At 69.7% G+C, this 19,086-nt stretch carries 13 protein-coding genes and 1 tRNA gene; 2 read left to right on the top strand and 12 right to left on the bottom strand.

Features of this window, described 5'->3' with window-relative positions:
• Positions 1 to 52 precede the first annotated feature (52 nt).
• From rho to argS, 6 genes are all read right to left on the bottom strand, one after another.
• A complete protein-coding gene (gene rho, locus IMT31_RS14375) occupies positions 53 to 2,170 on the bottom strand; it encodes a transcription termination factor Rho (protein WP_413543204.1) in 2,118 nt (705 codons plus the stop codon).
• Between the two features lie 240 nt (positions 2,171 to 2,410).
• On the bottom strand, positions 2,411 to 3,376 hold the full coding sequence (thrB, locus tag IMT31_RS14370; protein WP_345358924.1) for a homoserine kinase: 966 nt from the start codon (positions 3,374 to 3,376) through the stop codon (positions 2,411 to 2,413).
• Entirely contained in the window at positions 3,376 to 4,488 is a 1,113-nt protein-coding gene (gene thrC / locus IMT31_RS14365) for a threonine synthase (RefSeq protein WP_345358921.1), read from the bottom strand. The genes thrB and thrC overlap by 1 nt, the downstream gene beginning before the upstream one ends.
• A 5-nt stretch (positions 4,489 to 4,493) precedes the next feature.
• Complete coding sequence (locus IMT31_RS14360) at positions 4,494 to 5,894, bottom strand: homoserine dehydrogenase (protein WP_413543203.1); 1,401 nt, start codon at positions 5,892 to 5,894, stop codon at positions 4,494 to 4,496.
• 124 nt (positions 5,895 to 6,018) lie between these two features.
• Positions 6,019 to 7,449, bottom strand: a complete 1,431-nt coding sequence (gene lysA, locus IMT31_RS14355) for a diaminopimelate decarboxylase (protein WP_413543202.1) — start codon at positions 7,447 to 7,449, stop codon at positions 6,019 to 6,021.
• A gap of 2 nt (positions 7,450 to 7,451) precedes the next feature.
• A complete protein-coding gene (argS, locus tag IMT31_RS14350; RefSeq protein WP_413543201.1) occupies positions 7,452 to 9,104 on the bottom strand; it encodes an arginine--tRNA ligase in 1,653 nt (550 codons plus the stop codon).
• Between the two features lie 174 nt (positions 9,105 to 9,278).
• On the opposite strand from argS, the gene IMT31_RS14345 reads away from it, so the two are divergent.
• Positions 9,279 to 9,351 (top strand) — tRNA-Arg (locus tag IMT31_RS14345).
• A gap of 58 nt (positions 9,352 to 9,409) precedes the next feature.
• Here the strand turns inward: IMT31_RS14345 and IMT31_RS14340 are convergent.
• The 6 genes from IMT31_RS14340 to IMT31_RS14315 all read right to left on the bottom strand — a co-directional run bounded on the left by IMT31_RS14340 (position 9,410) and on the right by IMT31_RS14315 (position 14,678).
• On the bottom strand, positions 9,410 to 9,886 hold the full coding sequence (locus IMT31_RS14340) for a hotdog fold domain-containing protein (protein WP_345358909.1): 477 nt from the start codon (positions 9,884 to 9,886) through the stop codon (positions 9,410 to 9,412).
• Between the two features lie 93 nt (positions 9,887 to 9,979).
• On the bottom strand, positions 9,980 to 10,309 hold the full coding sequence (locus IMT31_RS14335) for an META domain-containing protein (protein ID WP_345358906.1): 330 nt from the start codon (positions 10,307 to 10,309) through the stop codon (positions 9,980 to 9,982).
• Between the two features lie 17 nt (positions 10,310 to 10,326).
• Positions 10,327 to 11,877 (bottom strand): sodium/proline symporter PutP, encoded by a 1,551-nt coding sequence (gene putP / locus IMT31_RS14330; RefSeq protein WP_413543200.1) that lies wholly within the window; start codon positions 11,875 to 11,877, stop codon positions 10,327 to 10,329.
• An 8-nt stretch (positions 11,878 to 11,885) separates the two neighbouring features.
• Positions 11,886 to 12,677, bottom strand: coding sequence for an ABC transporter ATP-binding protein (locus IMT31_RS14325; RefSeq protein ID WP_413543199.1), 792 nt, complete (start codon positions 12,675 to 12,677; stop codon positions 11,886 to 11,888).
• Positions 12,677 to 13,645 carry an ABC transporter permease gene (locus IMT31_RS14320; RefSeq protein WP_413543198.1) on the bottom strand — a complete coding sequence of 323 codons (969 nt, stop codon included), beginning with the start codon at positions 13,643 to 13,645 and terminating at the stop codon, positions 12,677 to 12,679. Before IMT31_RS14320 ends, IMT31_RS14325 begins: the two co-directional genes overlap by 1 nt.
• Before the next feature lie 10 nt (positions 13,646 to 13,655).
• Positions 13,656 to 14,678, bottom strand: coding sequence for an ABC transporter substrate-binding protein (locus IMT31_RS14315; protein WP_345358894.1), 1,023 nt, complete (start codon positions 14,676 to 14,678; stop codon positions 13,656 to 13,658).
• 298 nt (positions 14,679 to 14,976) lie between these two features.
• Between IMT31_RS14315 and hrpA the strand changes: the two genes are divergently transcribed.
• Positions 14,977 to 19,068 carry an ATP-dependent RNA helicase HrpA gene (hrpA, locus tag IMT31_RS14310; RefSeq protein WP_413543197.1) on the top strand — a complete coding sequence of 1,364 codons (4,092 nt, stop codon included), beginning with the start codon at positions 14,977 to 14,979 and terminating at the stop codon, positions 19,066 to 19,068.
• Positions 19,069 to 19,086 lie beyond the last annotated feature (18 nt).

The following is a 19,086-nucleotide window of genomic DNA, read 5'->3' as shown; positions in this document are numbered from 1 at the left end:
AGGGTCCTCCGGCAAGGCGGAGGGAGGAGGGACGGGGGCCGTTGCTGATGCGCTACTTCTCGCCCTTCGGACCCAGCGTGGTCTTGGAGACCAGCATGAGAAACTCGGCGTTGGACTGGGTGTCCTTGATCTTGTTCGTCAGGATCTCCAGCGCCTGCTGCGTGTCGAGGCCGGACAGCACCCTGCGCAGCTTCCACATGATCTTGATCTCCTCGGAGGTCAGCAGGTTCTCCTCGCGGCGCGTGCCGGAGGCGTTGACGTCCACGGCCGGGAAGATCCGCTTGTCCGCCAGCTGACGGGACAGGCGCAGCTCCATGTTGCCGGTGCCCTTGAACTCCTCGAAGATGACCTCGTCCATCTTGGACCCGGTCTCCACCAGGGCGGTGGCGAGGATGGTCAGCGAACCGCCGTTCTCGATGTTGCGGGCGGCGCCGAAGAACCGCTTCGGCGGGTACAGCGCCGAGGAGTCCACACCGCCGGACAGGATGCGCCCCGAAGCGGGAGCCGCGAGGTTGTAGGCGCGGCCCAGGCGGGTCATCGAGTCGAGCAGGACCACCACGTCCCGGCCCATCTCCACGAGGCGCTTGGCACGCTCGATGGCCAGTTCGGCCACCGTGGTGTGGTCATCGGCAGGACGGTCGAAGGTGGAGGCGATGACCTCACCCTTGACCGAGCGCTGCATGTCCGTGACCTCCTCCGGACGCTCGTCCACCAGCACCATCATGAGGTGCACCTCGGGGTTGTTGGTGGTGACGGCGTTGGCGATGGACTGCAGGATCATCGTCTTGCCGGCCTTCGGCGGGGAGACGATCAGGCCACGCTGGCCCTTGCCGATCGGGGCCACCAGGTCGATCACGCGCGGGCCGACCAGCTTGGGGTCGGTCTCCAGGCGCAACCGCTCCTGCGGGTACAGCGGCACGAGATCGCTGAACTTCGTGCGCTTCGTGCCGTCCTCCGCCGGCAGGCCGTTGATCGAGTTCAGGCGCACCAGCGCGTTGAACTTCTGCCGGTTCCCACCCTGGTTGCCACCGCTGTTGTTCTGGCTCTCACCGTCACGCGGGGCCCGGATGGCACCGACGACGGCGTCGCCCTTGCGCAGTCCGTACTTCTTGACCATGGACAGGGAGACATAGACGTCGTTCGGTCCCGGCAGGTAGCCGGAGGTCCGCACGAAGGCGTAGTTGTCCAGGACGTCCAGGATGCCCGCGACGGGCAGCAGCACGTCATCCTCGGTCAGCTCCGTCTCGTCCACCTCGGGACCACTGCGACCACGGCGGTTGCGGTTGCGGTCGTTGCGGTTGCGGTTGCGACGGTTCCGGCGGCTGTCGTCATCCCGGTTGTTGTTCCGGTCATTGTCCCGGTTGCCGCTGCGGTCGTTGCGCTGGCCGCCGGACTGCTGATCGCCGTCCTGCTGGCGGTCGCTCGACCGGTCGTTGCGGTCATTGTTCCGCTCATTGTTCCGGTTCCCGCGATCGTTGCGGTCATTGTTCCGCTCGTTGTTCCGGTTCCCGCGGTCGTTGCGGTCATTGTTCCGCTCGTTGTTCCGGTTCCCGCGGTCGTTGCGGTCATTGTTCCGGTCATTGCGGGCGGAGGAGCGATCCTGCTGTCCCTCGGACGGGGATCCGTCCTGTGCCGAGCCGCCCTCGGCGGCAGTGCCGGACTGCTCCGCAGTGGACTCCGCATTCGCAGCCGGCGACTCCGCACGGCGGCTACGCGTCCGGCGAGCCGGACGCTCCGGGGCCTCGGCGCCCGTCGAGGCCTGCCCGGACTGGGCCTGCTCCGCCGGCTGCACAGGCTGCTGCTGATCCGCCTGCGGCTGATCGGCCTGCTGCTCAGCGGGTGCTGCTGCGGCCTTGGCCCGGCGAGTGCCCCGCTTCGGCGCGGCCTTGGCGCCTGACTCCTGGCCCGGGGCGGACGATTCCGCTCCGGCCTTGTCCTCGGCCGTCTTGCGATCGGCGACGGAGCCGCCACGCTGGTGGCTGGAGATGGCGGCCACCAGATCGGACTTGCGCATCCGGGATCCCCCGGTGATGCCGAGCTGGGAGGCCAGGGCCTGCAGCTGGGCGAGCTTCAGGCCAGCCAGGCCGCCGGCGGCCGGGGCCGCAGCCTCGGCTGGGGCCTGGTTGGAATTGCCCTCGGAAGACGTGGGCAGTTCAGTGGTTTCGGTCACGAAGGTTCCTTCTCCCTCGTCAGGCAGGATCCAACTGGAGGGATCCCGCGACGTGTGTTCCCGCCGCCACCTCAGCAGGTGGCTGAAAGCCGGGGTTTGATACCGGATCAGAGACGATCCGGGGAAATGGAATCCGAGGAGCCACGACAGGCCGGAGCCCTGGGGACCGTGTTGGTCCTCGAGGAGCCTGGATTCCCACCGACCACGGGATCCTCGATTCTGAGTGGATCCCGGTCAGCATCAGCCCGAGATGGGCTGGCCTGAACGGTGTTCCTTCACCTTAGCACCCACGGCGTCAACGGGCAGAATGCTGACACGCCACGATTGTGCGGAGGGCGCCAGCAGGGACTCCATGGCAGAACGCGCGGCCTGGGTCTGCTCCTCACCCGCCGCCAGGACCATGACGGTCGGCCCGGCGCCGGAGACCACGGCGGCCAGGCCCCGCTCGCGCAGAGCCCGCACCAGGGCGAGCGACTCCGGCATGGCGGGCTCACGATAGTCCTGGTGCAACCAGTCCCGGGTCCCCGGCAACAGGAGGGACGGGTCCTGCGTCAGGGAATGCACCAGCAGTCCGGCGCGGCCGGAGTTCGCTGCGGCCACCCGGTGTGGCACCTGGGCCGGCAGCAGGCCGCGCGCCAGCTCGGTGCTGAGGGGAGACTCCGGTACCGCCACCACCGGCTGCACCGAGGAATGCGGGCGGATGTAGGCCGAACGGTACCGGCCGTCGTCGTCCCAGGACACCGTCAGGCCCCCCGCGAGGGCAGGGGCCACGTTGTCCGGATGTCCCTCCAGCCTCGAGGCGGCATCCAGCAGCTCGGCGTCGGAACCGCGTTCACCCTCCGGCAGGAGGGCATCGGCCAACAGGACGGCGCTGGCGTGGGCCGCGGCCGAGGAGCCGAGGCCGCGGCCGTGCGGAATCCGATTGGTCGCGGTGAGGGCGAGGCCGTGGACGTCCCAGCCGCGTTCCTGCAGGTGCGCGCGCAGGGTGCTGATGACCAGATGCGAGCCGTCAGTCGGCACCACACCGGCCCCCTCACCGTCCACCTGGGCCGTGAAGCCCTCCTCGAGGGTGGTCACGGACACCTCGTCCCGCAGATCGAGCGCGAGGCCCATGGAGTCGAAGCCGGGCCCCAGATTGGCGGAGGTCGCCGGGACGGACACCGTGACGGTCAGCCCGGAAGGGACCCGGTTCAGCCCCTCCTCCATCAGGCGAGTCCGAGGGCGTCGGCCACGGAGACGACGTCGAACGGCACCTTCTGCGGCTCCACGTCCGAGCCGTCGGCATTGCGCAGCGCCCACTGCGGGTCCTTCAGGCCGTGACCCGTCACGGTGATGACCCACCGCTTGCCGGCCGGCACGTTGCCGAGACCGTGGTGTTTGATCAAGCCCGCGACTCCGGCCGCGGAGGCCGGCTCCACGAACACGCCCTCCTTGGCGGACAGCCAGCGGTGGGCCGCCAGGATCTCCTCGTCCGTCACCGAGTCGATCAGGCCCCCGGAGTCGTCCCGTGCGGCCTCCGCCTGCTCCCAGGAGGCGGGGTTGCCGATCCGGATGGCGGTGGCGATGGTGTCCGGCTCGGTGATGGGGTGGCCCTGCACGATCGGCGCGGCCCCTGCGGCCTGGAAGCCCCACATGGCAGGGGTCCTCGTGGCCACGGCGGGCAGCTCACCGCCGGCCGCGCCGGGGTGCGGATTCGTGTAGGGCTCGGCGTACTCGCGGTAGCCCTTCCAGTAGGCCGTGATGTTGCCGGCGTTGCCCACGGGCAGCAGGTGGTAGTCCGGGGCGTCTCCGAGGGCGTCCACCACTTCGAAGGCGCCGGTCTTCTGGCCCTCGATCCGGTTGGGGTTCACGGAGTTCACCAGGAACACCGGGTAGTTCTCACTGAGCTTGCGGGCCACGTCGAGGCAGTTGTCGAAATTGCCGTCCACCTGGAGCAGGGTGGCGCCGTGGGCGATGGCCTGGGACAGCTTGCCCATGGCGATCTTGCCGTCCGGAACCAGCACCGCGCAGGTCAGGCCGGCCTGTGTGGCGTAGGCGGCGGCGGAGGCGGAGGTGTTGCCGGTGGAGGCGCAGACCACGGCCTTCGCGCCCTGCTCCACGGCGGCCGTGATGGCCATGGTCATACCGCGGTCCTTGAAGGAGCCGGTGGGGTTCATGCCCTCGAACTTGACCCAGACCTCGCCCTGGACGAGCTCGGACAGCGCGGGGGCCTCGATCAGCGGGGTCCCGCCCTCGCCGAGCGTCACCACCCGGGTCTTCTCGCTGACGGGCAGACGGTCGGCATACTCGCGGATGACCCCGCGCCATTGATGTGCCATGGTGTTCAGTTCCCTTCGACTCGCAGGACCGAAACCACTTCGGTGACCGCGTCCAGTTGCTCGAGGGCGGCCACGGTGGCCGCCAGATCCTGCTCCTTGGCCTCATGCGTGATGATCCGCAGCACCGACTCCGGCGCCTCGTCGGTGTACTCCTCCTCGGATTCCTCGGCCACGAGGTCATCCTCGGACAGCGGGACCTGACGCATGGAGACGATCGAGACGCCATGCTCCGCCACCGAGGAGGCGATCGCGGCCAGCACGCCGGGACGGTCCGCCACCCGCAGCACCACCATGTAGCTCGTGCGCGCCTCCCCCACGGGCAGGGCCGGCACCACGGACTTCGGAGTATGGGTCCGTCCCGCACCGCCACGGACCAGGCGGCGGGAGATGGAGACCACGTCCCCCATGACCGCACTGGCCGTCGGGGCACCGCCGGCACCGGGGCCGTAGAACATCAGCTCGCCGGCGTTCTCCGCCTCCACGAAGACGGCGTTGAAGGCTCCGCGCACGGCTGCCAGGGGATGCTCACGGGGCAGCAGGGTCGGATGGACGCGCAACACGGCGCCTGCCGTTCCGTCACCGGCGGTGATGCGCTCGGCGATCGCCAGCAGCTTGATGACGTAGCCGGCCTCGGCGGCCGCCTCATTGTCCGCCGCCGTGATCCGGGTGATGCCCTCGCAATGGACCTCATCGATCCGGAACGGTGCGTGGAAGGCCATGTTGGCGAGGATGGCGGCCTTGGCCGCGGCATCATGACCTTCGATGTCGGCCGTCGGATCGGACTCGGCGAAGCCCAGGGACTGGGCCTCGGCCAGCGCGTCGTCGAAGGCGGCGCCCGTGGAGTCCATCTGGTCCAGGATGTAGTTCGTGGTGCCGTTGGCGATACCCATCACCCGCGTGACGGTGTCCCCGGCCAGGGAGTCCCGCAGCGGCCGCAGGATCGGGATGGCCCCGGCCACCGAGGCCTCGAAGGAGAGCTGCGTCCCGGCCTCCGCGGCTGCCTGGAACAGCTCCGAGCCGTTCTGGGCCAGCAGGGCCTTGTTGCCGGTGACCACGGCTGAGCCGCGGGCGATGGCCCGCTCGATGAGCGTCTTGGCCGGTTCGATGCCGCCCATCAGCTCCACCACGATGTCCGCGGAGTCCACCAGCGCCTCGGCGTCCGTGGTGTAGAGCTCCCGGGGCAACTGGTAGTCCCGGGCACCGTCCGGGTTCCGGACGAAGACGCCGGCCAACTCGAGACGGGCGCCCACCCGGGACGCCAGCATCTCCGCGTCCTCCGTGAGGATGCGGGCCACTTGTGCGCCGACGGTGCCGGCACCGAGCAGGGCGATCTTCAGTGCCTGCGGTGAGGCCTGCTGTGGGGCCTGCTGTGAGGCCTCGCGGGCGGCCGGGGTGGTGGCGGTCATGGTCCTCCGATGGTTCTGGTGCTGCGGTTCTGGCCGGACTCTACCGCCCGGATGGTGCAGTGCGTTTCCGGCAGTGTGTTGACTTCGGCCTGGTCTCTACAACCCGGTTTCCACAACCCGGTCTCTACAGGCCGGTCTCGCGGGCGAAGAGCTCATCCTCGGTCTCCCGCCTGATGATGACCCGGGCCGTTCCGTCCCGCACGGCGACGACGGCCGGCCGGGTGAGCATGTTGTAGTTGCTGGACAGCGAGTGACAGTACGCGCCAGTGGCCGGTACCGCCAGTAGGTCCCCGCGGCCCACGTCCTCGGGCAGATAGGCGTCCCTGACCAGGACGTCCCCGGACTCGCAGTGCTTGCCGACCACTCGGGAGAGCACGGCCTGGGACGAGGAGGTGCGGGAGGCCAGCGCCACGGAGTAGTCCGCCTCATAGAGCACCGGCCGTGGGTTGTCACTCATGCCGCCGTCCACGGAGACGTAGCGCCGGGGGTGGGTCTCGCCGTCGGGACCGTCCACCGTCACGGTCTTGCGCACGCCGGCCTCGTAGAGGGTGAACGCCGCCGGCCCGGAGATGGCGCGTCCCGGCTCGATCGAGATCCGGGGGCAGTCCATCCTGAGTTCCACGCACGCGGCCCGCACCACGGACGCCAGCGTGGTGGCGATGTCCGCCGGGGGCCGGGGGGTGTCCACGGCCGTGTAGGCGATCCCGTGCCCACCGCCCAGGTCCAGTTCCTCGAGGGCGACGCCGTGTTCGGCATCGATCTCGGCGAGGAAGCCCAGCAGCTTCCGGGCGGCCACGCCGAAGCCCTCAGCCTCGAAGATCTGGGAGCCGATGTGGCAGTGCAGCCCGCGCAGGTCGATGGACTCCGCGGCCAGGGCCCGAGCGACGGCCTGGCCGGCCTGTCCCGCCAGGCTCCCGGACATGGAGAGACCGAACTTCTGGTCCTCGTGCGCCGTGGCGATGAACTCGTGGGTGTGGGCGTGCACACCCGGGGTCAGGCGCAGCATGACCGGCGCCACGGTCCCGGCCTCGGCAGCCAGTTCGGCGAGCCGGTCCAGCTCGTCGAGGGAGTCCACGACGATCCGGCCCACCCCCGCGTCCAGGGCGCGGCACATCTCGGCGTCGGACTTGTTGTTGCCATGCAGCCCGATGTGCGCGGGGTCCACGCCGGCCCGCAGCGCGGCAGCCAGCTCCCCGCCGGAGGCGGTGTCGAGGCGCAGCCCCTCCTCGGCGACCCAACGGGCGGCCGCGGTGCACAGGAAGGACTTGCCCGCGTAGTAGACGTCCACTCCCCCGCAGAGGTCCGCGAAGGCCTCGTTGAAGGCGTCCCGGAAGGCTCGGGCGCGCGCGCGGAAGTCATCCTCGTCCAGCACCAGCAGCGGCGTGCCGTGGTCCTGGGCGAGCTGGGAGACGCCGAGGCCCTGGACGGCGATCTGGCCGTCGTCGCCCCTCTGCACGCCGGAGGCCCAGAGCTTGGTGACCAGAGCGTTCGGGTCCGCCGGGTACTCCAGCCACTCCGGGGCCAGCGGGGAGGCACTGGAGGTCGAGGCAGTCACAGTCACATCCGTTCCGGGGCGCTGACGCCCAGCAGGTCGAGTCCGTTGGCGAGCACCTGGGCGGTGGCCCCGTTCAACCACAGCCGGGTGCGGTTCGTGTCCGTGATCTCCCCGACACCCTCGTCCGTGGCCGCCGGCACGATCCGGCAGGCGGCGTACCAGGAGTGGTAGGCACCGGCGATGACCTCGAGGTGGCGGGCCACCCGGTGGGGCTCGCGGAACTGGGCCGCCTGCGCCACGACCGAGGGGAACTCCCCCAGCCGGGCCAGCAGGTCCGATTCGGTCGGGTGCGTGAGCAGGGAGGCATCGAAGGCGGAGCGGTCCACGCCGGCCGCCTCGGCTGTACGTGACGCCCCCTGGGTCCGGGCATGGGCGTACTGCACGTAGAAGACCGGGTTGTCATTGGTCCTGGAGGTCAGGATCTGCGGGTCGATGGTGATCGGCGAATCCGCCGGATACCTCGCCAGGGAGTAGCGCAGGGCGTCCGCGCCGAGCCACTCCACCAGGTCCTTGAGCTCGATGATGTTGCCGGCGCGCTTGGACAGCTTGGCCCCGTTGACGGAGATGAGCTGGCCGATGAGCACCTCGATGTTGTGCTGCGGATCGTCCCCGGCGCAGGCGGCGATGGCCTTCAGGCGGCCCACGTAGCCATGGTGGTCGGCGCCCAGCAGGTAGATCTTCTCGGTGAAGCCACGGTCCTTCTTGGACAGGTAGTAGGCCGCGTCGGCCGCGAAATAGGTCGGCTCTCCGTTCGCCCGGATCAGCACCCGGTCCTTGTCATCACCGAAGTCCGTGGTGCGCAGCCAGACGGCGCCGTCCCGGTCCTCGATGTGGCCCTGTTCGCGCAGGCGCTGCACCGCGGCCTCGATGGCACCGGAGGCGTGCAGCTGCCGCTCCGAGAACCAGACGTCGAAGTGCACGCCGAAGGCCCCCAGGGTGTCCCGGATGTCCCGCATCTGCAGTTCGTAGGCAGACTCCCGGATGATCGGGAGCGCGGCCTCCTCGGTGAGGGCCTTGAGGTCCGGATGGTCCGTGGAGACCTGGCGGGCCAACTCCTGGATGTACTCGCCGGGGTACCCGCCCTCCGGCACGGGCAAGCCGTGCAACCGGTTGTAGACGGATTGGGCGAAAACGTCCATCTGGTGGCCGGCGTCATTGATGTAGTACTCGGCCGTGAGTTCGGCCCCGGAGGCACGCAGCAACCGGGAGATGGCATCCCCGAGGGCGGCCCAGCGGGTGTGGCCGATGTGCAGCGGCCCGGTGGGGTTGGCGGAGACGAACTCCATGTTCACCACGTGCCCGGCCAGCGCCGTGTTCGTGCCATAGGCGGCGCCTGCCTCCACCACGGTGCGGGCCAGCTCGCCGGCGGCCGCGGCATCCAGGGTGATGTTCAGGAATCCCGGCCCGGCGACGTCCACGCCGGCGATGCCGGGGGTGCGGCGCAGGTGCCCGGCCAGCACCGAGGCCAGGTCACGCGGGGCCATCCCGGCCTGCCTGCCCAGCTGCATGGCCACGTTGGTGGCCCAGTCTCCATGCTCACGGTTCTTGGGCCGCTCCACCTTCACGGCAGGGGGAACCTCCACCGTGATCTCGCCGGAATCGACGGCGTCCTGCAGGCATGCGGTCAGGGCAGAGGAGAGGTCTTCGGGGGTCACCCGACCCAGTCTAATGTTTCCGCGGGCGCCCGCCGGTCACCGTGTCCGGCACCTCCCGCCGGACAGCTCCCACCACCGGTCCCACCGCCGGCACCGGCCCGCCGGTTTTCCGGCGGGCCCGACCATGGGGTAGGGTTGTGAAGTCCCGATCGGCCCGCCGGTCAATGGACCCCCGCCTCCGTAGCTCAGGGGATAGAGCGTCTGCCTCCGGAGCAGAAGGTCGCAGGTTCGAATCCTGCCGGGGGCACACTTTTCTCGGGAACGTGATCTGAGATCTTCAGATCCCACGGCCGCCTCTCCTCCTGTCACCTCGGCTTCACCGGCGTGACCCACAGCCGGATCGTCCCCCGCACACACACCGTCCCGTCCTCAGTGGACCCCGTGACCGTCACCGGGACGTCCGGTGCCCCATCCCAGTCCGGCGTGGTGCTCTCCGCCACGCAGATGACATCCCCAGGTGCCTTGGCGAGGTATTCGACCTCCATGCCCTTGGGCAGCCACCGCATCCCCGGCGGCACCGTGGCCTCCGCCAGCAGCCCCATGGCAGCCTCCAGTCCGTTGCAGACCGCCATGACATGCAGGGTCCCGATGTGGTTCCGCGTGGACCTCCGCAACGGCACGTGCACCTCACCGTAGTGCGGCTCCATGGCCCGTACCTGCAGGTGAGCGGAGCCGAAGTAGGGTGCGCGGCGCGTGAAGGCGGCCGTGAAGAGGCGGTGACCCCCGGGGAGGCGGGCCATGCGGCGGAACAGGGTCAACGTGGGATTGGCATCCGAGGGCATTACCCGATACTACGGGTATCGAGTGATTGGCGTCACCGTCTCCGGCCGGCCGCCGCCAAGCGGCTGCCCCGCCGGGCCCTGGGCAGGGTGTCCTCACGCGGCTGAGCGGGGCCCGCCTCCGGCGTCCTGCCGCAGCAGCACCCCAAGCTCCTCGCCCGCGGCGTTGCGGATGCGCAACCGTTCGCCGGCTGCGTCCGACTCCCGGTGGGCCGAGGCCGCGCCGAGCAGCCAGGTGTCCACGTCCCGGCAGAACATCATGGTGGAGACGAGACGTCCGAACTCGAGCCGGTCCCCTGTCAGGATCCACCGTCCACTGAGCCGGTTGCACCCGTCGGAACCGTGGAGTCCGCCGTCGGCCTCAAAACGCAGCCAGGGCTGCCCGGGAGCGTCAGATCCCCAGCGGTGTGCCGTCAACTCGTCCATGCGCTCACGCGGCCGGGTCAGTGGACCCGCTCCACGTACTCCTTGCCCTTCGCCACGGCCACGGCCTCATCGAACTCGGCGCTGATCTCAGCGGTCATCTCGGCGGACGCCGCGTCCCGTGGACGCTGCGTCGCCAAGGAGACCACGGTCCCGATGATGGTGGCCAGAACGAAGCCGGGCACGATCTCGTACAGGGTGAACATGCCGCCCCACGCCTCGTCCGGCATGTTCCCCCACCAGAACACGATCACGGCGCCCACCACGAGGGAGGACAGCGCGCCCCAGTTGTTGAACCCCTTCCAGAACAGGGCCAGGATCACGATCGGGCCGAAGGAGGCACCGAACCCGGCCCAGGCGAAGGCCACGAGCTCCAGGACGCTGGCCTCGGGGTCCAAGGCGATGACGATCGAGATCGCGGCCACGAAGATGACGCCGCCGCGTCCCAGCCACAGTTCCGTCCGGGCGCTGGCCCTGCGGCCGAAGAGCTTGTAGAGGTCCTGCACGAGGGCGGAGGAGCACACGATGAGCTGGGAGGAGATCGTGGACATGACGGCCGCCAGCACTGCGGCCAGCACCAGGCCGGCCACGAGGGGGTGGAACAGGATCTGGGCGAGCACCAGGAACACGGTCTCGGGATCGTTCAGGGTCAGGTCCGGATGCGCGTGGAAGTAGGCGATGCCCGCCAGGGCCGTCAGCACAGCCCCCACGGCGCACAGCGCCATCCAGGCCACGCCGATCCGGCGGCCGGCCACGGCGTCCTGTGCGGAGCGCAGCGCCATGAATCGGACGATGATGTGGGGCTGGCCGAAGTAGCCCAACCCCCAGGCCAGTGCGGAGACGATTCCGACCCAGGTGGCGTTGGCGAAGAAGGACAGCCGGTTCCCGCCCTCACCCAGAGCGGTGTCTGCGGCCTGGATGGACCCGACCAACTCGTTCCATCCGCCGATGTTCATGATGGCCACCACCGGGACCGCGATCAGGGCCGCCATCATGAGCAGGCCCTGGACCACGTCCGTCAGCGAGGCGCCGAGGAAGCCACCGAACAGCGTGTAGACCAGGGTGACCCCGGCGACCAGGAGCATGCCCACCAAATAGGTGGAGCCGAAGGAGGAGTCGAAGAACTTGCCGCCGGCCACCATGCCGGAGGAGACGTAGAAGGTGAAGTAGACCAGCACGATGGCGCCGGCCACGATCCGCAACAGGTGACTCCTGTCCCGGAACCGGTTCTCGAGGAAGGAGGGAATGGTGATGGAGTTCCGGGCGACCTCCGTGTAGGCACGCAGCCGCGGCGCGATGAACTTCCAGTTCAGCCAGGCGCCGATGGTGAGCCCGACGGCGATCCAGGCCTCCACCAGGCCGGACGCATAGACCGCGCCCGGCAGGCCCAACAGCAGCCAGCCGGACATGTCCGATGCGCCGGCGGACAGGGCCGCGACGAAGGGCGGCAGCCGGCGGCCCGCCAACATGTAGTCGTCCAGGTCGTTGTTCTTCCGGGAGGCGTAGAAGCCGATGGCCAGCATCACCGCGAAGTACAGCAGGATGGCGATGAGCGTGAAGGTCGTGTCCATCTGTTCTCCTACTGCAGCAGTGTCTTGTCGTCCAGGGTGGCGCCCTTGATCTTCTCGAACTCGCCCAGCAGGTCACGTACCGTCTTGCCGCGCTTCTGCTCCTCGTCCAGGTCCAGGATGATCTGCCCGTCGTGCATCATCACCAGTCGGTTGCCCACCCGCAGCGCTTGTTCCATGTTGTGGGTGACCATCACGGTGGTGAGCCCCTTCTCGCTGACGATCTGCTCGGTCAGGCGCGTCACGAGCTCGGCCCGCTGGGGGTCGAGGGCCGCCGTGTGCTCGTCCAGCAACAGGATCCGCGGCTCCGAGAAGGTGGCCATCAGCAGGCTCAGGGCCTGCCGCTGGCCGCCCGAGAGGAGTCCGACCTTGGCCTTGAGGCGGTCCTCCAGTCCCAGCTCCAGCACGGCAAGCTCCGCGGAGAACCGGCGGCGCTTGGCAGCCGTCACCCCCCGGCCGAACAGCCGCGCGGCACCGCGCCGGTCCGCGATCGCCATGTTCTCCTCGATGGACAGGTGCGGCGCGGTGCCCGCCATGGGGTCCTGGAAGACGCGGCCCACCAGCGAGGCCCGCCGGTGGTCCGGGACGCGGGTGACGTTGCGGCCATCGATCGTGACGGTTCCGGAGTCCGGGGACAGGTCGCCGGACACCACATTGAGCACCGTGGACTTGCCGGCCCCGTTGGATCCGATGACCGTGACGAAGTCACCCTCGGCCAGGTTCAGGTCGATGCCCCGCAGGGCACGCCGCTCATTGACGGTGCCGGGGAAGAACGTCTTGTTGACCTGGGTCAGCGTCAGCATCAGCGGTCCCCTCCTGCCGAGGTTGCGGCCGCGGATTCGGCGGTGGCGGACGACGGCGGCGCCTCAGCCCCCGCGGCAGCCGCACCGGCCGGATCGGCTCGGCTGAGCAACGCCTTCCGGCGCTGGAAGATCGGCAGCTGGGGCACGACCAGCGCGATGACCACGAGAACCGCCGAGATGAGCTTCATGTCGTTCGGGTCCAGGCCCGCCATGAGGGCCAGCTGGATGGCCACGCGGTAGAGCACGGAGCCGAGGACGACCGCCAGGACGGCCACGAGGATGGTGCGCGTACCGATGATCGCCTGGCCGAGGATCACGGAGGCCAGGCCGGCGATGATGAGCCCGATGCCCATGCCGATGTCCGCGAAGCCCTGGTACTGGGCCACCACGGCGCCACACAGGCCGACCAGACCGTTGGACAGCGCCAGGCCCAGAATCTTCTGGTTGTCCGTGTTGACCCCGTAGGAGCGGATCATCTTCTCGTTGTCCCCGGTGGCCTGCAGGGCCAGGCCGAGGTCCGTGTGCAGGAACCACACCAGGGCCAGGCCCAGCAGGATGGCCACGGCGGCGAAGATGCCGATGGAGCCGGCCCCGCCCATCAGACCGGCTGACTTGAGCGGGGTCAGTGCGGTCTCCTCCCCCAGCAGGGGGATGTTGGGACCGGCCATGATGCGCAGGTTGATCGAGTACAGCGCGATCTGGGTCAGGATGCCCGCCAGCAGGCCGTTGATACGTCCCTTGGTGTGCAGCAGACCGGTGATGACACCCGCCAGGAACCCCGCGACGAAGGCCATCAGGAACGTGAGGAACGGGTCCACCCCGTTCGTGATCGAGATGGCGGCCACAGCGGCCCCCGTGGTGAACGATCCGTCCACCGTCAGGTCCGGGAAGTCGAGGATGCGGAAGGTCACGTAGACCCCCAGGGCCATGATCGCGTAGACCATGCCCAGTTCGATGGCGGTAGTCATGGGTGGGCGACTACTCCCCGCCCACCACGTGGTCCGCCTCGTCCAGGACGGACTGCGGGATCTCCACGCCCATGGACTCAGCGGCCTCGGGGTTCACGAACAGTTCGGGCTCGGCCAATGTCTCGACCGGCATGGAGGCCGGGTCGGCGTCCTCGGTCAGGATCCTGACGGCCATCTCGGCGGTCTGCATGCCGAGCTTCTCGTAGCTGATGCCGTAAGTGGCCACGCCGCCTCGTTCCACCGAGTCGCCCTCGGCGGGGATCAGCGGGATCTGGCGGTCCTGGGCCACCCCGATCAGGGTCTCCAGGGCCGTCACCACGGCGTTGTCGGTGGGGACGTAGATGGCGTCGACATCGGAGAGCGAGTTCGCGGCCTGTTGCACCTCCGAGGAGTTGGAGACGGTGGCCTCCACGATCTCCAGTCCCAACTCTTCGGCGGCCTCCTTGGCCCATTCGACCTGGACCTCGGAGTTGGCCTCTCCGGAGGAGTACACGATGCCGATCCGCTCGGCGTCCGGGTCCAACTCGGTCAGCAGCGCCAGCTGCTCCTCAACGGGATTGGCGTCCGAGGTGCCCGTGACGTTGCCCCCGGGGGCGTCATTGGACGCGACCAGCTGGGCGCTCTCAGGATCGGTCACGGCGGTGAACAGCACCGGGACGTTCGTGACGGCCTGCGCGGCGGCCTGGGCGGCCGGGGTGGCGATGGCCAGCACGAGATCGTGGTCCCCCGAGGCGAAGGTGCCGGCGATGGTATTGGCTGTGGCCTGCTCTCCCTGGGCGTTCTGGACATCCAGGGTCACGTCCAGCCCGGAGTCCTCCAGCCCGGACTCGAACCCGTCCAGGGCCGCGTCCAGGGACGGGTGGGACACCAGCTGTGAGACGCCGATGGAGTAGGACTCGGAGGCGGCGTCTCCGCCGGAGGCGTCCGAACCGCCGCCGGACTCGGAGCCGCCGCAGGCGGTCAGGGCGAGCGCGGCCACGGAAAGCAGTGCGCCCCCGCGCAGCCTGGTACGGGTTCTCTGACTGGCGAGCATGATGTTGGTCCTTTCACCACCGCGTACCCCGGCTGGACGCGGATGCGCCGGTGCGGGGATGATCCGGAGTACGACGGTATCCCACGATAGACGTGTCGGCCGCCACACGGGACCCGTGCGGCGCGTTGGGCCACCCACGGACCCTGATTCTGGACTCGATGTCCGCCAGAACGGTCTTCGGGAACGGATTCGTCCACGGCAGAGGGCCTGGACCCCGTTCCCGTCCTCCCTCGTCTGCTCCCCCGCCCTCCCGTCCATGGAGAGCGGTGACGCCGATCCCCGTAGACTGGCCGGTGCCATGCCCGATGCCTCCGTTCCCGCCTCCGCTCCAGCCACCGTTCCCACCTCCCCGATCCGCCTGGAGTACCCGCCCCAACTGCCGGTGTCCGCCGAGCGGCACACCATCATGGACACCGTCCGGGAGCACCAGATCGTGATCGTCGCCGGGGAGACCGGATCGGGCAAGACCACCCAGCTGCCCAAGATGCTCCTCGAGCTGGCTCAGCAGGGCGTGCTGGATGGGGCGAAGATGATCGGGCACACCCAGCCGCGCCGCCTCGCGGCCCGGTCGGTGGCCGAGCGGATCGCCCACGAGATGGGCACGGAGATCGGCGCGGACGTCGGCTACCAGGTCCGGTTCACGGCCCAGACGTCGGCAGCGACCCGGGTCAAGGTCATGACGGACGGCATCCTGCTCGCCGAGATCCAGCACGACCCCCAGTTGAGTCGGTACGCGGCCATCATCATCGATGAGGCCCATGAGCGCAGCCTCAACATCGACTTCCTGCTCGGCTACCTCGCCCGGCTCGTCCCGCAGCGCCCCGACCTGCGCATCATCATCACCTCCGCCACGATCGACCCGGAGTCCTTCGCGGCACACTTCGCCCGGCCCCTCGCTGAGGGCGAGGAGCACACCGAAGCGGTGGACGGCGCCGTCCCCGCCCCCGTCATCGAGGTGTCCGGCCGCACCTACCCGGTGGAGATCCGCTACCGGCCGCTGGATGCACCGCGTGCGGCAGATGACTCGGAGGACGAGGCCGGGGACACCCACGACGCCGAAGAGACCCGGGACCCGGTGGACGCCGTCTGCGATGCCGTGGACGAACTCGCCCGGGAGCCCGACGGGGACATCCTGGTGTTCTTCTCCGGCGAGCGCGAGATCCGGGACGCCGCCGAGGCGCTGGCCCCTCGCGTCGCGGCCAACCGGCGGCTGGGCGACGCGGAGATCCTGCCGCTGTACGGCCGGTTGTCCATGGCCGAGCAACACCGGGTCTTCTCCCCGGGGCGGAAGCGGCGCATCGTGCTGGCCACCAACGTGGCCGAGACCTCGCTGACCGTGCCCGGGATCAAGTACGTGATCGACACTGGCACGGCGCGCATCTCCCGGTACTCGCATCGCACCAAGGTGCAGCGGTTGCCGATCGAGCGCATCAGCCAGGCCAGCGCCAACCAGCGGGCGGGTCGCGCGGGGCGCACCTCGGACGGGATCGCGATCCGGCTGTACTCGGAGGAGGACTTCGCCGGCCGCCCGGAGTTCACCGACCCCGAGATCCTGCGCACCAACCTCGCCGCCGTCATCCTGCAGATGTGTTCCATGGGCGTGGCCCGCACCCCGGCCGACGTCGGCGACTTCCCCTTCCTGCAGCCGCCGGACTCCCGGCAGGTCACCGACGGCGCCACCCTGCTCACCGAGCTCGGCGCCCTGAACTCGGGCCGCCCGGACGAGAAGGGCCGCGTGCATCGGCAGGGCACCATCACCCCGATCGGACGGAAGCTGGCGCGGCTGCCCGTGGACCCGCGCCTGGGCCGGATGATCGTGGAGGCCGGGGAGCGCGGTTGCGTCCGGGAGGTCATGGTCCTGACGGCCGCGCTGACCATCCAAGACCCTCGCGAGCGCCCCACGGAGCAGCGGGCCCAGGCGGACGAGCAGCATGCACGGTTCAAGGACGAGAACTCGGACTTCTCCACCCTGCTCAACCTGTGGGCGTACCTGCGTGAGCAGCAGAAGGAGCTCTCCGGGAACCAGTTCCGCCGGATGTGCCGCGCCGAGTACATCAACTACCTGCGGGTGCGGGAGTGGCAGGACCTGGTCCAGCAGCTGCGCCAGCTCGCCAAGCCCCTGGGCATCTCGGTGTCCGCCGGGCCGGTGGACCCGGTGGGTCAGCACGAACCGGTCCACCGCTCCCTGTTGACAGGTCTGCTGTCCCACGTGGGTGCGTGGGACGAGCGCCGGCGTGACTACCAGGGCGCGCGCAACACGCGCTTCGCGGTGTTCCCCGGCTCGGCGCTGTCCAAGAAGCGGCACGCGTTCGTGATGGCCGCCGAACTGGTGGAGACGTCCCGTCTGTGGGCCCGCATGGTGGCCAGGATCGATCCGCTGTGGGCCGTGGACGCCGCAGGGCCCCTCGCCAAGCGAACCTACAACGAGCCCCACTGGTCCCGCGGCTCCGGATCGGTGGTGGCCCGGGAGAAGGTCACGCTCTTCGGCCTCACCCTCGTGGCGGACCGCCCGGTGCAGTTCTGGCGGATCGATCCCGTACTGTCCCGGGAGCTGTTCATCCGCCACGCCCTGGTGGAGGGCGATTGGAAGACCCGGCACCACTTCTTCGCCCGCAACCGCCGGGCCCTGGCCGAGGTGGAGGACCTCGAGACCCGGTTGCGCCGCCGTGACCTGCGCGTCTCGGACCAGGACCTTTTCGAGTTCTACGATGCCCGGCTTCCCGCCACGGTGGTCTCCGAACGGCATTTCGACTCCTGGTGGAAGAAGACCCGGCAGAAGTCCCCGGACCTGCTCGACTTCGACCCGCAGTCCCTGCTGGCCGTGGACACCGAGGAGCTGGACACGGACCAGTTCCCCACGGTGTTCCACCACCCCACCCCCGGCGGGGGGATCGACCTCGAGCTGTCCTATGACTACAACCCGGCGGCCGGGGCCGGGGAGTCCGACGGCATCACCGTCACCATTCCGGTACTGATGCTGAACCAGATGGACCCGGAGCGATTCCGCTGGCTCGTCCCGGGGCTTCGGGGGGAGCTGGTCACGGCCCTGATCCGCTCGCTGCCGAAGGCCGTGCGCAAGAACTTCGTGCCGGCCCCGGACGTGGCGCGCGCCGCCGTCGAGCAATTGGCGCAGGAGGCCGACCCCTCCACGGATGATCTGCTGCCCTCCCTCGAACTGGCCCTGCGCCGGATGAAGGGGGTGCTCGTCCCGCCGGGGTCCTGGGACCTGTCCTCGGTCCCGGCGCACCTGGTGCCGGACTACCGCGTGGTGGACGCCCGGGGGGCCGTGATGGGCGCCGGGCAGGACCTCGCAGCCCTGCAGGACCGGCTGGCCGGGGCGAACCGATCGGCGATCGCCGACTCCCTGGCCCGTGCCGCACAGGACGGCAACCGCCAGGACCAGCCGGAGACCGCAGCCGGCGTGTCCTCCCCCGAGTCCATCGCCTCGGGCACCCCGCAGGAGCGGGAACAGCCCGACCCGGCGGTCGCGGCGTTCGCCGAGCGCCACGGGCTGACGGACTGGTCGGTCGGGGACCTGCCCCGCACCGTGGACGCACGCGTCACCGCCGGCACCGGGACCCAGCAGATCACCGGCTACCCGGCCCTGACGGCCGAGACCACCCCGGACGGCACCCCGGCCGCGGGGTTGACGGTGTTCCGCACCGAGGCGGACCAACAGTCCGCGCACCGGGCCGGCGTCGTGAACCTGCTGCTGGCCCAGGTCCCCAGCCCGCGGCGCTACGTCCTGGACCACCTGGACCAGCGGGAGAAGCTGACGTTCACGCAGAACCCGCACGGCTCGGTGGAGGAGGTGATCGCCGACTGTACCCGGGCGGCCGTGGACCGGCTGGTGCCCGAGGCCCTGCCGTTCACGGAGGCGGAGTTCCGCGCACTGTTCACCACGGTGCGGGCGGAGCTCATCGAGACGGTCTTCACCGTCACGGCCCTGGTGGCGCAGGTGCTCGGCAGCGCCACGCAGGTCCGCAAGGAGCTCAAGGGCACCGTCTCGCTGGCCATGGCCCCGGCTCTGAACGACATCAAGGCGCAGCTGGAGCAGCTCGTGTTCCCCGGCTTCGTCGCGGCCACGGGCTGGGTGCACCTTCAGCACCTGCCCCGGTACCTGCAGGGCATGCTGCGCCGCATCGAGAAGCTGCAGGCCGGCGGGCAGGTCCAACGGGACGCCCGGGACATGGCGGTCGTCCAGCAGCTGGAGGACGCCTTCGATGCCGCCGTGCAGTCACTGCCGAGCGGCCGGGAGACCCCGCCCGCCCTGGACGCGGTGCGCTGGCTGATCGAGGAGTTGCGCGTCAGTTATTTCGCCCAAGACCTGGGGACTGCGGTCTCCGTCTCAGAGAAGCGCGTCCGCCAGGCGCTGAAGGCCGCGGCGTAGCCGGGCCTGGCGGGCCAA

Source organism: Citricoccus nitrophenolicus (assembly GCF_047305825.1).
GTDB lineage: Bacteria > Actinomycetota > Actinomycetes > Actinomycetales > Micrococcaceae > Citricoccus > Citricoccus nitrophenolicus.
The sequence above is the reverse complement of the archived record's forward strand: the minus strand, read 5'-3'. Positions and strand labels throughout refer to the sequence as shown.